Annotated in this window: 14 protein-coding genes; 3 read left to right on the top strand and 11 right to left on the bottom strand. The window is 65.7% G+C overall.

Annotated features, from left to right (window positions below; translation table 11 throughout):
- Positions 1-26: 26 nt before the first annotated feature.
- The 6 genes from leuB to AC56KW_RS13885 all read right to left on the bottom strand — a co-directional run bounded on the left by leuB (position 27) and on the right by AC56KW_RS13885 (position 6,672).
- Positions 27-1,097, bottom strand: a complete 1,071-nt coding sequence (gene leuB, locus AC56KW_RS13910) for a 3-isopropylmalate dehydrogenase (protein WP_497171278.1) — start codon at positions 1,095-1,097, stop codon at positions 27-29.
- A 17-nt stretch (positions 1,098-1,114) separates the two neighbouring features.
- Positions 1,115-1,762, bottom strand: coding sequence for a 3-isopropylmalate dehydratase small subunit (gene leuD / locus AC56KW_RS13905; protein ID WP_497171277.1), 648 nt, complete (start codon positions 1,760-1,762; stop codon positions 1,115-1,117).
- 124 nt (positions 1,763-1,886) lie between these two features.
- Positions 1,887-2,009, bottom strand: a complete 123-nt coding sequence (locus AC56KW_RS13900; protein ID WP_497171276.1) for a hypothetical protein — start codon at positions 2,007-2,009, stop codon at positions 1,887-1,889.
- Positions 2,010-2,051: 42 nt separating this feature from the next.
- Positions 2,052-3,452 carry a 3-isopropylmalate dehydratase large subunit gene (leuC, locus tag AC56KW_RS13895; protein WP_497171275.1) on the bottom strand — a complete coding sequence of 467 codons (1,401 nt, stop codon included), beginning with the start codon at positions 3,450-3,452 and terminating at the stop codon, positions 2,052-2,054.
- A 461-nt stretch (positions 3,453-3,913) separates the two neighbouring features.
- Positions 3,914-5,797, bottom strand: coding sequence for a chemotaxis protein CheA (locus AC56KW_RS13890; protein WP_497171274.1), 1,884 nt, complete (start codon positions 5,795-5,797; stop codon positions 3,914-3,916).
- Positions 5,797-6,672: a protein phosphatase CheZ gene (locus tag AC56KW_RS13885; RefSeq protein WP_497171273.1), complete on the bottom strand. Its 876-nt coding sequence runs from the start codon at positions 6,670-6,672 to the stop codon at positions 5,797-5,799. Before AC56KW_RS13885 ends, AC56KW_RS13890 begins: the two co-directional genes overlap by 1 nt.
- A gap of 385 nt (positions 6,673-7,057) precedes the next feature.
- On the opposite strand from AC56KW_RS13885, the gene AC56KW_RS13880 reads away from it, so the two are divergent.
- The 3 genes from AC56KW_RS13880 (at position 7,058) to AC56KW_RS13870 (ending at position 9,493) form a co-directional block, all read left to right on the top strand.
- Complete coding sequence (locus AC56KW_RS13880; RefSeq protein WP_497171272.1) at positions 7,058-7,525, top strand: universal stress protein; 468 nt, start codon at positions 7,058-7,060, stop codon at positions 7,523-7,525.
- Positions 7,526-7,616: 91 nt separating this feature from the next.
- Positions 7,617-8,261, top strand: a complete 645-nt coding sequence (locus tag AC56KW_RS13875) for a response regulator (protein WP_497171271.1) — start codon at positions 7,617-7,619, stop codon at positions 8,259-8,261.
- A gap of 437 nt (positions 8,262-8,698) precedes the next feature.
- The gene (locus tag AC56KW_RS13870; RefSeq protein ID WP_497171399.1) at positions 8,699-9,493 is read left to right on the top strand and encodes a Crp/Fnr family transcriptional regulator; all 795 of its coding nucleotides are present in this window, start codon (positions 8,699-8,701) and stop codon (positions 9,491-9,493) included.
- A 177-nt stretch (positions 9,494-9,670) separates the two neighbouring features.
- Here the strand turns inward: AC56KW_RS13870 and AC56KW_RS13865 are convergent, their stop codons facing one another.
- The 5 genes from AC56KW_RS13865 to AC56KW_RS13845 form a co-directional block, all read right to left on the bottom strand.
- Positions 9,671-10,423: a hypothetical protein gene (locus tag AC56KW_RS13865; RefSeq protein ID WP_497171270.1), complete on the bottom strand. Its 753-nt coding sequence runs from the start codon at positions 10,421-10,423 to the stop codon at positions 9,671-9,673.
- 107 nt (positions 10,424-10,530) lie between these two features.
- A complete protein-coding gene (gene pdeM, locus AC56KW_RS13860) occupies positions 10,531-11,181 on the bottom strand; it encodes a ligase-associated DNA damage response endonuclease PdeM (protein WP_497171269.1) in 651 nt (216 codons plus the stop codon).
- Positions 11,178-13,640, bottom strand: a complete 2,463-nt coding sequence (locus tag AC56KW_RS13855; protein ID WP_497171268.1) for a ligase-associated DNA damage response DEXH box helicase — start codon at positions 13,638-13,640, stop codon at positions 11,178-11,180. Before AC56KW_RS13855 ends, pdeM begins: the two co-directional genes overlap by 4 nt.
- Positions 13,637-15,271, bottom strand: coding sequence for an ATP-dependent DNA ligase (locus tag AC56KW_RS13850; protein ID WP_497171267.1), 1,635 nt, complete (start codon positions 15,269-15,271; stop codon positions 13,637-13,639). The genes AC56KW_RS13855 and AC56KW_RS13850 overlap by 4 nt, the downstream gene beginning before the upstream one ends.
- Positions 15,264-16,328, bottom strand: a complete 1,065-nt coding sequence (locus AC56KW_RS13845; RefSeq protein WP_497171266.1) for a ligase-associated DNA damage response exonuclease — start codon at positions 16,326-16,328, stop codon at positions 15,264-15,266. The genes AC56KW_RS13850 and AC56KW_RS13845 overlap by 8 nt, the downstream gene beginning before the upstream one ends.

Raw genomic sequence — 16,328 nt, 5'->3', positions numbered from 1 at the left:
ATCTTCCCTTGGCGTTTTAGAAAACTTTATGAGAGCGCCGCGACCACCGCGTCGCCCATCTCTTCGGTGCCCACTTTGGTGGACCCTGCTTCGAAAATATCCGGCGTACGCAACCCTTGCGCCAGCACGCGCTTGACGGCGTTCTCGATGCGGTCCGCCTGTTCGGTCAGGCCGAGCGAGAAGCGCAGCATCATCGCCGCCGAGAGGATCGTTGCCAACGGATTGGCCACGCCCTGCCCCGCGATGTCGGGCGCCGAGCCGTGCGACGGTTCGTACAAACCCTTATTGTTGGCGTCGAGCGAAGCCGACGGCAGCATGCCGATCGAACCGGTCAGCATGGCGGCGGCATCGGACAGAATATCGCCGAACATATTACCAGTAACGATCACATCGAACTTCTTCGGCGCGCGAACCAGTTGCATGGCCGCGTTATCGACGTACATGTGCTCGAGCGCGACGTCCTGGTATTGCTGGTGCACGTCGGTCACGATATCACGCCAGAACTGGAACGTCTCGAGCACGTTGGCCTTGTCGACGCTGGTCACGCGCTTGTCGCGTTTCCTTGCCGCCTGGAAGGCGACATGGGCGATGCGGCGGATCTCGCCTTCGGCGTAGCGCATGGTGTCGAAGCCTTCGCGCTGGCCCTTGAACGGGCCGTCGGGGCATTCGCGCACGCCGCGCGGCTTGCCGAAATAGATGTCGCCCGTCAGTTCGCGGATGATCAGGATATCGAGGCCGGAGACGACTTCGGGCTTCAGGGTCGAGGCGCCGGCCAGCTCGGGGTACAGGATCGCCGGACGCAGGTTGGCGAACAGGGCCAGCTCACGGCGCAGGCCGAGGATGGCTTGCTCGGGCCGCAGCGCGCGCTCGAGCGAGTCGTATTGGTAGTCGCCGACGGCGCCGAACAGCACCGCATCGGCTTGCTTGGCCAACTTGAGGGTACCTTCCGGCAGCGGGTGACCATGGGCCGCGTAGCCGGCGCCGCCGACGTCCGCGCTTTCCATCTCGAACGATTCGCCGAGTGCGTTCAATACCTTCACTGCTTGCGCGGTGATCTCCGGGCCGATGCCGTCACCCGGCAGGATCGCGATTTTCATTCAGCTGCTTTCTTTGTTCAGATGGTGTTGGCGAGCCATGGCTGGGCCGCGACGTGGCGTTGTTCGAAGGCGCGGATCTCGTCCGCATGGCGCAGGGTCAGGCCGATGTCGTCCAGGCCGTTCAGCAGGCAGTACTTGCGGAAATCATCGATGGCGAAGCCATACGACAGGCTCCCGTCCTGCGTACCGATGCGCTGGGCTTCCAGGTCGATCACCAGCTCGAAGCCGTCGTTGGCCTTCACCGCCTGGAACAGCGTTTCGACTTCTTCCTCGCTCAGGGCGATCGGCAGCAGGCCGATCTTGAAGCAGTTGTTGAAGAAGATGTCGGCGAAGCTCGGCGCGACCACGGCGCGGAAACCGTACTGCTGCAGCGCCCATGGGGCGTGCTCACGCGACGAGCCGCAGCCGAAGTTCTTGCGGGTGAGAAGGATCGACGCGCCGGCATAGCGCGGCTGGTTCAGCACGAAGTCCGGATTGACCGGACGGCTGAGGCAATCCTGGCCCGGCTCGCCGTGGTCCAGGTAGCGCCACTCGTCGAACAGGTTCGGGCCGAAGCCGGTGCGGCGGATCGATTTCAGGAATTGCTTGGGGATGATGGCGTCGGTATCGACATTGGCGCGGTCGAGCGGCGCCACCAGGCCCTGGTGTACGGTGAATTTGTCCATCTAAGTTTCCCTCGCGCCGCCAACGCGGCGCATGTCGTCCCCGCGCAGGCGGGGATCCAAGCTTGTCCCCGCCTGCGCGGGGATCCCAATCACGTCATCCCCGCGCAGGCGGGGGGGCCAGGCCTTACCTACCGCCAGCGCTGGTAACGACCTGGCCCACTTTCGAGACATCGCGACCGATGCCCGAAATCGTGTTGCAGCCAGCTAGCAAGATGGCGATGAGGGACAGTGCGAGTGCTTTTTTCATGATCTTCCTGTTACTGATATACGGTCGTGCCCTGTTAACGCATCAGAGCGCGCGGACGTCGACAAAGCGGCCGGCGATGCCCGCCGCCGCCGCCATCGCCGGCGACACCAGGTGGGTGCGTCCGCCCTGCCCCTGGCGGCCTTCGAAGTTACGGTTCGAGGTCGAGGCGCAGCGCTCGCCCGGCTCCAGGCGGTCGGCGTTCATCGCCAGGCACATCGAGCAGCCCGGCTCGCGCCATTCGAAGCCGGCATCGACGAAGATGCGGTCCAGCCCTTCGCGCTCGGCCTGTTCCTTGACCAGGCCCGAACCCGGCACCACCATCGCCAGCTTCACATTCGCCGCGCGATGGCGGCCGCGCACGACTTCGGCCGCGGCGCGCAGGTCTTCGATGCGCGAATTGGTGCACGAGCCGATGAACACCTTGTCGATCAGGATCTCGTCGATTGGGGTATTCGGCGCCAGGTCCATATAGGCCAGCGCCTTTTCGATGGCGCCGCGGCGCACCGGATCGGGTTCGTCCTGCGGATCGGGCACGCGGCCGTCGATCGCGGTGACCATCTCGGGCGAGGTGCCCCAGGTCACTTGCGGCTGGATGTCCTTCGCATCGAGTTCGACGACGGTGTCGAAACGGGCGCCGTCGTCCGTGTGCAGCGTGCGCCAGTAGGCGACGGCCTGTTCCCATTGCTGGCCCCTGGGCGAGAACGGGCGGTCCTTGACGTAGGCGATCGTGGTGTCGTCCACCGCCACCATGCCGGCGCGGGCGCCCGCTTCGATCGCCATATTACAGACCGTCATGCGGCCTTCCATCGACAGCGCACGGATGGCGCCGCCGCCAAATTCGATGGCGTAGCCGGTGCCGCCGGCGGTGCCGATCTTCCCGATCACGGCCAGCACGATGTCTTTCGCGGTCACGCCGGGATTGAGGTCGCCCTCGACCTTCACCAGCATCGACTTCGATTTCTTGGCCAGCAGGGTTTGCGTGGCCAGCACGTGCTCGACTTCCGAGGTGCCGATGCCGTGCGCCAGGCAGCCGAAGGCGCCGTGGGTCGAGGTGTGCGAGTCGCCGCAGACGACGGTCATGCCCGGCAGGGTCGCGCCTTGCTCGGGCCCGATCACGTGCACGATGCCCTGGCGCTTGTCGTTCATGTCGAAATAGGTCAGGCCGAAGGCCCTGGTGTTGGCGTCGAGCGTCTCGACCTGCAGGCGCGAGGTCGGGTCAAGGATGCCTTGCGCGCGGTCGGTGGTCGGCACGTTATGGTCGGCCACGGCCAGGTTCGCGGAGACGCGCCATAGTCCGCGACCTGCCTCGCGCAGGCCGTCGAAGGCTTGCGGGCTGGTGACTTCGTGCACCAGGTGGCGGTCGATATAGAGGACTGTGGTGCCATCGGCGTCGGCACGCACGACATGGGAATCCCAGAGTTTGTCGTAGAGCGTTTTTTGCATGGTCGATCCAGTAGTGCGGTGAGGTGAAGCGCGGCCCCGTCAATGTACGGCTGACAGGGCCGGGTTTTCGATTATGCCATAATTGTGCAGTGCCGCACCAAGCTGGGGCGACGCACGTTTATGCCAAAGACATTAACACGAGGCAAATAATATTTGCAAGTGGTTTGCCTGATGCAAATAAAAAAAGCCTGTGTCGATGACACGGGCTTTTGTCTGGCTTTTGTCTGGCTTTTGGCCGGCACTCGCTGGCTTTTGGCTGGCACTCGCTGGCTTCGGTTAGCGTCGCTGGCTTTTGGCTGGCACTCGCTGGCTTCGGTTAGCGTCGCTGGCTTTTGGCTGGCACTCGCTGGCTTCAGTTAGCGTCGCTGGCTTTCGGTTGACATTCGCCGGCCTCGGGTCGCACCGGATGATCTTGCTGCAAACTATCGGCACGTGGACGGCAAAGCCGTCCAGTCTACGCGTCAGGCTGCAAGCCTGACGCTGCTCCTGCACCCATCCATCAGGAACGACAACCCGACCACCAGCACCAGTTCGCCCTCGGCCGAGCGCGCGGTGCCGGTGATGCCCTCGACCGTCAGCGCGGTCATCGGCTTGATCACCAGGTCGGCGGTGCCGTCGACCGCCTCCATTGCCAGGATGTAAGGCTGCGGGGCGTTGATGACGATGCCGACTTTTTCCAGCGCGGCCTCGTAGCCCAGCGCCAGCGCCAGCGAGCGCACCGGCAGCGGGCGGCCCTGGTCTTTCAGCACCGGCGCGCCGCCGACGCAGGCGAAGTTGTCCGGCAGTTCGACCACGCGCTCGACGACGGCCATCGGCAGCGCCAGTTGCGCGCCCGAGGTCGACACCAGCATGGTCGGCACGATCGACAGCTCGATCGGCAGGCGGATCGCGAAGCGCGTACCCTTGCCGAGCGAGGATTCGATGCGGATTGCACCGCGGTTCTTCTCCACCGCGGTCTTGACCACGTCCATGCCCACGCCGCGGCCCGACACCGAGGAAGCGACTTCCTTGGTCGAGAAGCCCGGCAGGAACACGAGCTGGTAGGCGTCTTCGTCGCTCTGGGCGCCGTTCTCGCCGATCAGGCCCTTGTCGAGCGCCTTCTTGCGCAGCCTGACCGGGTCCATGCCCTTGCCGTCGTCCTGCAGCACGATCATGACGCTGTTGGCTTCCTGCCAGGCCTTGAGCAGGATGAAGGCCTTGGCCGGCTTGCCGGCGGCGACGCGCTCTTCGGGCGATTCGACGCCATGGTCCAGGGCGTTGCGCAGCATGTGCACGAGCGGGTCGTACAGGCTGTCCACCACCACGCGGTCGACCTCGGTTTCAGCGCCTTCGATGGTCAGCTCGACATCCTTGCCAAGGTCTTTGGCCAGCTCGCGCACCAGGCGCGGGAATTTCTGGAACAGGCGGCCCACCGGTTGCATGCGGGTCGCGAGCGTCGCGCGCTGCAGCTCGGCCGAGTAGCGCGAGGCGCGCTCCAGGGTTTCGCTCAGCGTCGCGATCAGCACCGCGGCCTGGCCTTCGAACTTGAACTGCTGCAGGCGCTCGAGCAGCACCGCGGCCTGGTTGGCGGCCTGCACCGATTCGCCCGCCACTTCGAGCAGCGCGTCGAGCTTGACCGCGTCGATACGGATGCTCTCGTCCTTGGCCGGCGCGGCGACGGCGGCCTTGTTGTCGGTGCGGCGCTCGACGCCGTCCCAGTTCTTGCCGGCCGCGGCCGGCGTGGCTGCAGCGGCGACGGGGGTGGAGGCGGCGAGCGGCGCGGCGGCGGCGACCGGCGCGGCAGCGGGCGCCGCGGCATGGCCGCTGGCGATCGCATGCGCGGCCGGCACCACGGCGTTATACATGCCGGTCCAGTCGAGGCCTTCGTCACCGATGGCTGCCGGCGCCACCGTCTCGAGCGCGACGACGGCGACGGGTGCGGCCACCACGGGGGCGACGGGGGCCGCGGCCGGCGCATTGTCCTTGCCTTCGATCGCATCCATCAGGATGCGTTCGAGGTCACCCGGCATCTGCGCCAAGCCTTCCGGCGGCGTGCCGTTGTTCAGGTCACCCAGCTGGTCGGCCACGAAGCCCGACGCCTGCAGCGCGGCTTCGATCGCCAGCGGCGTGACCGGCGCGGCGCCGGTGCGCAGCGCGTCGAACAGGTTCTCGGTCAGGTGGCAGGCCGCGACCAGCGCGGGCAGGCCCATGAAGCCGGCGCCACCCTTGATCGTATGGAACGACCGGAACACCGCATTGAGCGTTTCCTTGTTGTCCGGGTCGCGTTCGAGGCGCAGCAGGTGTTCTTCTACGTTGACCGCCAGATCCATCGCCTCGACGACGAAATCCTTCAGCATATCGTCCATTAGAATCCCAGATCGGCAAGGAGGTCGTCAACATTGTCCTGGTTCAGCGCCGTATCCGGCACCGACGGGCCCTGCATCAGCGGGGCTGGGGCGGCCGGCTGTTCCTTCTTCGCCAGCTTTTCCTTGATATCCGGTGGCGCGTTGTCGCGCAGCAGCTGGGCCAGCTCGCTCTCGACGGTCTGCGTGATCTTGACGACCTTCTTGATCAGCTGGCCGGTGATGTCCTGGAAATCCTGGGCCATCATGATCTCGAGCAGGCGTGCGCGCTCGGCTTCGGTCGCCTCGTTGACGACCGACGCGAACTGGCGCGAATCGCCGGCCAGCGCCTTGAATTCGTCCAGGCTCAGCTTGCCCTCGAACAGGTCGGCCCAGCGCTCTTCCATGTCCTTGGCCTTCTTTTGCAGCAGGTCTTGCGCCGGCATGCCTTCGTCCAGGGTGTTGAGCACCTTGTTGGCGGCCTGTTCGGTCAGGGTGGCGACGTATTCCAGGCGGTCCTGGGCGTCGACGATCTGCGACGAGGCCTCGGTCAGCGCCTTGTCGTAGCCCAGCTCGCGCAGCGAATCATGCAGCAGGCGGACGATGCCGCCCAGGCGCTCGAACATGCCGCCTTCGTCATGCGTGGTTGCAGAGGACGCGGCGGCTGGCGCTACAGCGGCTGGCGCGGCCGCGGCAGGCGCGGCCACCGCCGCGGCTGCGGCAGGCGCGGCGCTGGCGGCCACCTGGTCGAACAGGGACTCCAGGTCGTCCTCGTCACCGATGGCCTCGGCCGGCGCAGGTAAGGGCGCTGGTGCAGGCGCGGGACTTGGCAGCGCGCTGGTGCGCTGCGCCGCCACTTCCTCGAATAGTGCGTCGAAATCGTCAGCGGCGTTGGTCATGATCCCTGCTTCTCCATAATGTATAAATGTGCAATCAGCTCTGCAATTCGGTTGTCTGCTGCATCCACCTGGCCGTTTGGGCCGTAAAAATTACGGTGGAGTAATTAAAGCGAGTGTAGCAGCGTGGTTGCCGCAGGTAAATCTCAGAGAAGGCAATGCAACAAAATGGACATGGAAACTTAATTCCGCGACAATCAAAATCGTGTGTTCCTGATGCTTTTTATAAGGTGGGTGTTGTATTTTGTAATCGCAGCTCATTTTCCCTAGTTCAGTGTTGCATCGCTTCAGTATGTGTTCGTTTGATTGAACTCAACTGTTTGCATCTCACAAACCGCCATCCTGCGCCGAGTCGTCAGAATGGACGTGACCAAGGAGGAGAAACATCATGTACCGCAAGATCCTGATCACCACCGACGGTTCGGCCGTATCGCAACACACCGCCTGCGCCGGCGTCAAGTTCGCGCAACAGATGGGCGCCGAGGTGCTCGCCCTGTTCGTCGCCCCCGAATACCAGTACCCGGTCTACGTCGAGATCATCCCGCCCTCGTACCCCAGCGAAGAAGACTACCTGGCCCAGATGCGGCGCATGGGCGAGGAATACATGGGCAAGATCACGCGTTCCTGCGCCGGGGCCAACCTCCAGTGCCAGTGCATGACCGCATTTTCCGATTCGGCGGCGTTGAAGATCGTCGACGTGGCCGAGCAGGAAGGCTGCGACCTGATCTTCATGGGCTCGCACGGCCGCAGCGGCTGGAACCAGCTGCTGCTGGGCAGCGTCACCAACAAGGTGTTGTCGCATACGACCAAGCCGGTGCTGGTGCACCGGCTGATTGCCGAGCCGGCCGCCACCTGACCCGATTTTGCCCCGCATTATGTATTTACGGCTACAATAGATTTTTTGCTGATCCTGGGTAGGAGACTACTACAGGCTCGAGGAATCGATAATGGTAAGAATCGTCATCGCCGATGATCACACGATCATGCGCGAGGGGCTCAAACGCATCCTGGACGGCGCCGAGGAAGTCGACATCGTGGGCGAAGCCACCAATGGCTTCGAGGTCCTGTCGCTGGTGCGCCAGGGCGGCTTCGACCTGCTCCTGCTCGACCTGTCCATGCCGGGCCGCAGCGGCGTCGACCTGATCCGGCAGGTGCGCAGCGAAGCGCCCAAGCTGGCCATCCTGATCCTGACCATGCACGAGGAAGAGCAATACGCGGTGCGCGCCATCCGGGCCGGCGCCCAGGGCTATCTCACCAAGGAAAGCGCAGGCACGCAACTGGTGGGGGCGATTCGCAAGGTGGCGTCGGGACGCCCCTATATCAGTACCGAAGTGGCCGAGCAGCTGGCGCTGAACATCATGGCGCCTAGCGAACAATTGCTGCACAAGCAGCTCTCGGACCGCGAATTCGAAGTCTTTTCACATTTGGTGAGCGGAAAGTCGATCACCGACATCGCCAACGGCTTGCACCTGTCCGTCAAGACAGTTAGCACTCACAAGACCCGGATCATGCAGAAAATGGGGATGAGTTCGCTGTCCGAGATGGTGCAGTATGCCGTCGCGCACCGGCTGCTGTCGCCGATGAAAGCATAATGCACTGATGTCCTTTGACCGCCGCCCGTGGCTTTGGTGCGGCGCCAGCGCCAATGCCGCCCGGGTGCGCGGCAAGCTGTCCCCTCTCCGATTTTTCCTGTTCTGCAACTTGCCGCCATTCGCGCGGCGTGTTTGGTAGTAGGAGTATTCCTACTGCTGCCCCATCTGTCCTACCTACATATTCAGGCAACGCTGATATTCGTGCCGGACTCGTGTTGGCATACTGAATTCAGCGTTTCGACTTGCTTGCGATCCAAGTCACTGCGTCAGCCACACGGTGGCAGCCATACAAGTAACCATGGCATTGCAGACGCGCAACCGCACTCTGCCGTGCCGCTGGGATCGCGTGAAACCTGAGTTCCTTACCGGAGATGAGCATGCTGTCCCAGCCACTGTCAGAACAACGCAACGTCACCCAGCCGACCCTGCATTCCCCGATGGAAGCCGGACGCCAGCGCCAGGGACGGCTTTGGTCCAACCTCAAGGAAGTGTGCGACCTGCTCCGTATTCCTGCCAGCGTATCGGTGAGCTCCGAAGAATTGCTGTTCCAGCATGTGCAGTTCAAGACCGGCCAGCGCGTGCACACGATCGGCCAGGCCTTCGACACCCTGTATATCGTCAATTCGGGCTTCCTCAAGACGGTGCTGATCGACGAATTCGGCAACGAGCAGGTGCTGAGCTTCCCCATGAAAGGCGACATGCTGGGCGTCGACGGCATCCATACCCGCCACTATGCCTCCGAGGCGGTGGCCCTGTCGGACTGCGACCTGATCCTGCTGCCGTTCAAGAAACTGACCGCGCTGGGCCGCGTGCATAGCGAGCTCGAGAACATGATGTACGGCGTGATGAGCCGCGAACTGGTGCGCGAGCAGACCATGATCGGCATGCTCGGCGCCCTGTCGGCCGAGGCCCGCGTGGCGCGCTTCCTGGTCTCGCTGGCCGACCGCTTCGCCGCGATGGGGTATTCCAGCAAGCTGTTCAATCTGCGCATGACGCGCCACGAGATCGGCAGCTACCTGGGCCTGACGCTCGAGACCGTCAGCCGCACGCTGTCGGCATTCAACGAGATCGGCCTGATCACGGTGGACCAGCGCACGATTGGCATCAAGGATGCCGAGTCGCTCAAGACGCTGCGCCGGCTGCCACCGTCGCGTTCGCGTACCAAGGGCGGCGCCAGGCAGAAGGCCGAGCTTGAAGCGCCCGGTGACGACCAGGTGCTGGCGACGGCTTGATCGGCAGCGTCACGCACTCGTCAGTCAGCCCCCAACCGTCGTTCCCGCCCAGGCGCCAAGCTGGGCAGCCCGCGCGATCGTCGCGCGTGCAAATCTGGCGGGAACAGCGCCCGTGGCACTGTTTCCGCCTTCGTTGCAACGACGGGCGGCAGGCGCGGGGCCGTGACCACTCCCCGGTTACTCCTTATCCAGCGACACCACCCCATCGATCACACGCACCCGGTCGCCCTTGCGGTACCCTGGATGATTGTCATACTCGACCGCCTGGGTCGCCTCGGTCGTATCGAAGCGCACGGTTACCCGATAACGCTGGGCCGCCTGCACATCGCTGGCCAGCGGCCGCGCTCCCCCCGTCGCCTCGCGCACGATCTCGACTTTCTCGACAACGGCGCAACTGGTGCAGTAACGCGCCACCCGTGGCCGCTCGGTCGTGCGCGGCGGTGGGGGTGGCGATGCGCCCGGGGCGGCCGCCGCCACACCGGCGTCCTTCGAGGCCAGCTGCCGCACGGGTTCTTGCGACTGGCCCTGCGCCGCGCCGGTTACCAGGCCATCGCGCAACACCGTCGTGGCGATCTGGCTCCCCAGCCGCATCTCGGCCGTCACGCGGCTACCCGGCTGGAAACGGTCATGGTTGCCAATCACATAACTACCGCTGTACTGACCGGGATCGGTCTCCTGCATCTGTACACCACGGGTAGCGCCGTCGATATTCACGGTGACCGCCGCGTTGCGCGTTCCATAGACATGGAAATGCAGGGCGGCGCCCTGCTCCAGGCTCGGCACTTTCTCGACATGGAAACCTTCGATGGCGGGCGTCACGGTGCGGCCCTGCGGCGCGACCTGCGCCAGCGCCGCGCTGCTCGTGGCCAGCAACATGCCGGCCGGTGCCAGGGCAGCCAGCAGCGAACACATCAGGATGCGTTTTTTCATGGCAATCTCCTTGATCAGCAGACGGCATGACACCGCCGTCAGTCCTGCTAGACAGTACCTGTGCGAAAGTCCCAGGTCGGTACGCTCACGAACCAATGGTCGCGTCGCTAGCACACGGCGTGCACGGCGTCGCCCGAGGTCACGTAGATATGGTCGCCGGGACCCGGCTTGACCGCATGCCCGCCAGTGAAGGCGCCGAACGACGGCAAGATCAATCCTTGCTCGCCGACCACGAAACACGGCAGCCGCAGCGCATCGAAGCGCGTCGCCAGCACATATACCGGGTGCACGTGCCCGGCCAGGCCATAGCCCGGCGCGTCGACGCCGGGATGGTGGCAGAAGGCGAACGGCCCGATCGCATGCGGCTCGTCCACCAGCGTGATCCCCAGCGCCGCCGCCGGATCGCCCGCATGCAAGTCATGGTTGCCGCGCACCAGCATCAGGCCCAGCTCGGGATGGCGCTGGCGCCAGGCCAGCATGGCGAGCTGGGTCGAGCTGGCATGGGCCGCGCGCGCATGCAGGAAGTCGCCCAGAAACACCACCTGGCGCGCATCGTGGCAGGCGACCAGGGCGTCGAGCCCGGCCAGGTTTTCCGACGTCGTCCCACGCGGCACCGGCACCCCGAGCGCGCGAAAGGACGCGGCCTTGCCGAAGTGGACGTCGGCGATGATCAGCATCCTTTCGCGCGGCCAATAGATCGCCTTTTCCGGCAGCAGCAGGAGCGATTCGCCAGCCACCTGGACCTGTGCGCTTTTCATGCCGCCGCCGCTTTCTCGAGTTCGCGCAGCATGCGCGCTACGCGGTCGCCCAGTTTCTCGGTGCTGACTTTCTCGCGGAAGCGCTCGACCATCAGGGCGAAGCCGAAAGGCGTCGCGCGTTTTACTTCGCGATAGGCGACGCGCCGCGCATGCAGCTCGGCCAGCGTGTCGCGCAGGCGCGTCAATTCGAGCTCCTGCTCCATCACCTCGCGCTCGGCCTGGGTGAGCAGCAGATTGGCCGCGTCGTGCTTGCGGAACACCTCGAAGAACAGCGAGGACGAGGCCTGCAGCTGGCGGTTCGACTTCGGCTGCCCCGGATAGCCCGAGAACACCAGGCCGGCAATGCGCGCCACTTCACGAAAGCGCTGCTGCGACAACTGGGTCGCGTTCAGGCTGTCGATCACGTCTTCAAGGAGGCGCTCGGTATCGAACAGCGCGACGCCCGCGCCCGTCGGCGCGGCGAACATGCTTGCCCAGTCGACCGGCTCCGGCGCCATCAGCTCGAATCCGTAGTCGTTGATGGCGATCGAAAACGTGATCGGCTGCGCCCGGCCGACGCGAAACGCCATCAGCGACGCCAGGCCCATATGCACCGAGCGGCCCGCGAACGGATATACGAACAGGTGGTGGCCCTCGCGGCTCTTCATCGATTCGAGCACCAGCACTTCGCTCGTGGGCAGCGCCGACCAGCGCTGCTGGATGTCGATCAGCGGTTCGATGGCGCGCATCTCGGGGCCGTCGAACACGCCCTGGTCGGCCAGGCGCAGCTCTTCGAGCGCGGCGTGGGCCAGTTCGTTCGACATCGGCATCTTGGCGCCCTGCCAGCGCGCGATCGCGCCCCGCGTGCCGGTGGCGCGTCTTACAAAGGCCGTCAGCTCGTGCACCCGCACGAATTCCAGGATGCGGCCGCCGAACAGGAAGCGGTCGCCGGGCTTCAGGCGCGAGATGAACGATTCCTCGACGCTGCCGATCCGCCCGCCGCTCATGTACTTCACCTGGATCGTGGCGTCGGACATGATGGTGCCGATGCCCATCCGGTGCCGGCGGCCGATGGCGCTGTCGGGTACGCGGTACACGCCCTCGTCGTCGGGCAGCACGCGCCGGTATTCAGGATAGACGGTCAGGCTCTGGCCGCCGCGCGCCACGAAGTCGAGCGCCCACTGCCACTCTTCGTGCGTCAGGTGGCGGTACGACCAGGCCCGGCGCACCTCTTGGTACAGTTCTTCCGAGCGAAAGCCTCCGCCCAGCGCCACCGTCACCAGGTGCTGGACCAGCACGTCGAACGGTTTGTTCGGCACGTAGCGGCCCTCGATACGTCGCGCCGCCACCGCCTTGCGTGCGCCGGCCGCCTCCAGCAGCTCGAGGCTGTTGGTCGGCACCAGCGTCACGCGCGAGACGCGGCCCGGCGCGTGGCCGCTGCGGCCGGCGCGCTGCAGCAGGCGCGCGACACCCTTGGCGCTGCCGATCTGCAGCACGCGCTCGACCGGCAGGAAGTCCACGCCAAGATCGAGGCTGGCGGTGCAGATCACCGCCTTCAATATCCCGTTCTTGAGACCCAGCTCGACCCACTCGCGCACCTCGCGGTCGAGCGAACCGTGGTGCAGCGCGATCACGCCGGCCCAGTCGGGCCGCGCCTCCAGGATGTTCTGGTACCAGATCTCGGCCTGCGAGCGGGTATTCGTAAACACCAGCGTCGCCTCGTGGCCTTCGATTTCGCGAATGACCGGCTGCAGCATCTGCAGGCCGAGGTGGCCGCCCCAGGGGAAGCGCGAGACGTTCTCGGGGATCAGGCAGTCGACGACGATTTTTTTGCGCGTATCGCCTTCGACCAGTGCGCCGTCGTCCCCCCCAAGCAATACCTGGCGCGCCAGGTCGAGGTTGCCCATCGTGGCCGACACGCCCCACACCAGCAACCCGGGACGCCAGCGCCGCAGCCTGGCCAGCGCCAGTTGCACCTGCACGCCGCGCTTGCTGCCCATCAGTTCGTGCCACTCGTCGATGATGACCATGTCGAGGTTGCGGAACTGTTCCAGCGCCGCCGCATTGCTGATCATGAGCGACAGGCTCTCGGGCGTCGTCACCAGCGCTGCCGGCATGCTGCGCGTCTGGCGCGCGCGCTCGGCCGGCTTGGTGTCGCCGGTGCGCGCACCGATGCGCCATTCGGGCAGCAGCTCGGCGGCCGAATCCTCGAGCGCGCGCTGGGTGTCGGCTGCCAGCGCACGCATCGGCGTGATCCACAGTACGTGCAGGCCTGACTTGGCACGGCCGGTTTCCAGGCCCGCGCGCTGCAGGGCCGCGAACCAGACCGCGAAAGTCTTGCCGGCACCGGTATTCGCATGCAGCAGGCCCGACTCGCCCTTCAGCGCCGCCTTCCACACGGCGCGCTGGAACGGGAAGGCGGTCCAGCCGCGGCTGGACAGCCATGCGTCGATACGGCTGCTTACCGGATTGTGAGTCATGCCGTGGCCGCCTTCAGCAAGCCCTTCAGCGTTTCGAGCGTATCGGCTTCCTCGACCGGCTTGTCGGTACGCCGGCGCAGGATGCGCGGAAAGCGCACCGCGATCCCCGCCTTGTGGCGCGGCGACAGCGCGATGCCTTCGAAGCCGATCTCGAACACCATGGTCGGCTTCACCGAGCGCACCGGCCCGAACTTCTCGATGGTCGTGCGCCGGATGGCGTTGTCGACCTGGGCGATCTCGGCATCCGTGAGGCCGGAATACGCTTTCGCGAACGGCACCAGCCTGCGCTCGGCGCCCTCGCCATCCCACACGGCGAAGGTGTAGTCGGTGTAGAGCGAAGCGCGCCGCCCGCTGCCCGGCTGGGCATACAGCAGCACGGCGTCGATGGCGTATGGGTCGATCTTCCACTTCCACCAGGTGCCGACGTCCTTGGTGCGGCCGACGCCATACTGCGCGCCGCGGCTTTTGAGCATCATGCCCTCGACGCTGCGCGCACGCGAGCCGGCGCGCAGTGTCGCCAGTTGTTCCCAGCTGTCGGCATGGACCAGCGGCGACAGGCGCAGCTGCGGTTGCTCGAGCTTGGCCACCTCGACCTCCAGCAAGGCGCGCCGCTCGTGCTGCGGCAGGCCGCGCAGGTCGACGCCGTCCAGTTCCAGCAAGTCGTAGCAGCACAGCACCGCAGGCAACTCGCCCAGCAGCTTGGCGGACAGGGTCTTGCGGCCGATGCGTTTCTGCAGGTCGGCGAAAGGCGCAGGCATGCTTGAGCCGGGCTGCCAGATCAGCACCTCGCCATCGAGCACCATTCCGTCAGGCAGGCGCGCCGCGGCGAGCTCGGGAAAGCGCTCGGTAATCAGGTCTTCGCCGCGCGACCACAGGAAGTTCTGGCCGTCGCGCCGCACCAGCTGCGCGCGGATGCCGTCGTACTTCCACTCCACCAGCCAGTCATCCAGCTCGCCCAGCGAGGCCGGATCGCCGTTCAACTGGTGCGACAGGAAGAAGGGGTAAGGCTGGCCGCCGCGCAGCTTGTGCTCTTCGTCGGACTGCTCGGCGATCAGCTGCAGAAAGCCGCTGGCGGTCGGCTTCACGCGGCCGTCGGTCCAGCCCATCAGGCGCTGGGCAATGAGCTTGCTGTCAACGGCGGCGATCGCGGCCAGCGCGCGCGTCACCAACAGCTTCGAGACGCCGACCCGGAAGCCCCCGCCGATCAGCTTCACCAAGAGGAAGCGCTCGCGCCAATCCAGCTCGTTCCAGTACATGAACAGGGCTTCGCGGATGCGGCCCGGATCGGCGCCGCGCAGCGGCCCGATGCGCTGTTCCATCCACTCGGCCAGGCCGATGTCGGCGCGCTCGGTCGGCGGGGGCAGGATGTGGGCGATGGTCTCGGCGAAGTCGCCGACCGCATGATAGGACTCGTCGAACAGCCATTCGTCCAGGCCCGCGTAGTCGATCGCGAACTGGCGCAGCAACTTGGTCGGCACTGCCTGGCGCGGCTTGCCGCCCGCCAGGAAGTACACCGCCCAGGCCGCATTTTCGGGCGCGGCATTGGCGAAGTAGCCCTGCAGCGCGTCGAGCTTGCGGGTGGTCGACGTCGTTTCGTCGAGGTCGGCGTAGAGGCGGGCGAATTCACGCATCGGCCGGTCCTGCCGGCGTCTGCGCCGCTGCGTCTTTCGAGGCCGTCGTGCCGGCCGGCGGCGTCGACTCGTCCTCTTCCTCGTCGCCATACTCGGTCTCGAAGCCCGAGGCGTCGAGCCCGTTCTGGCACAGCCAGCGCACCAGGATCGGGATCGAGCCGTGGGTGACGATTACGCGCTCGGCTTCGGTGGCCTTGATGGCGCTCATGAGGCCCGGCCAGTCGGCGTGATCGGACAGCACGAAGCCACGGTCGACGCCGCGCCGGCGCCGCGCGCCGCGCAGCAGCATCCAGCCGCTGGCGAAGGCGTCGCTGTAGTCGCCGAAGCGCTTCATCCACGGCGAGCCGCTGGCCGACGGCGGTGCCACCACCAGCGCGCGCCGCAGCGCGGCCTTGTCGATGTCGCTCACCAGCACGGTCGGCGGAATGTCGACGCCCTCGGCGCGGTAGGCGCGGTTCAGCGGCTCGACCGAGCCGTGGCAGACGATCGGCCCGAGCGACGGATCGAGTCCGGCCAGGATGCGCTGGGCCTTGCCGAAGGAATAGGCGAACACCACGCTGCAGCGGCCTTCCTCGGCATTCTTGCGCCACCAGGCATTGATCTCGTCCATCAGTTGCTGTTCGGGTTGCCAGCGGTAGATCGGCAGGCCGAAGGTCGATTCGGTGATGAAGGTATCGCAGCGCACCGGCTCGAACGGCGCGCAGGTCTTGTCGGGTTCGACCTTGTAGTCGCCCGAGGCCACCCACACTTCGCCGCCGCACTCCATGCGTACCTGGGCCGAGCCCAGCACATGGCCGGCCGGGTGCAGCGAGATGGTGACGCCGTTGTGGACGATCTTCTCGCCGTATTCCAGCGGATCGACCGAGATATCGCCCAGGCGCGACTTGAGCACGCCGATGCCGGGCGAGGCCGCGAGATAGTGGCCATGGCCGACGCGCGCATGGTCGCCGTGGGCATGGGTAATGACGGCGCGCGCCACCGGCCGCCACGGGTCGATGTAGAAATCCCCTGGTACGCAGTAAAGGCCTTCCTTGCGAACGACAACCATGTCTCCCAT

This window comes from Telluria sp. RT2P19 (assembly GCF_059685725.1).
The sequence above is the reverse complement of the archived record's forward strand: the minus strand, read 5'-3'. Positions and strand labels throughout refer to the sequence as shown.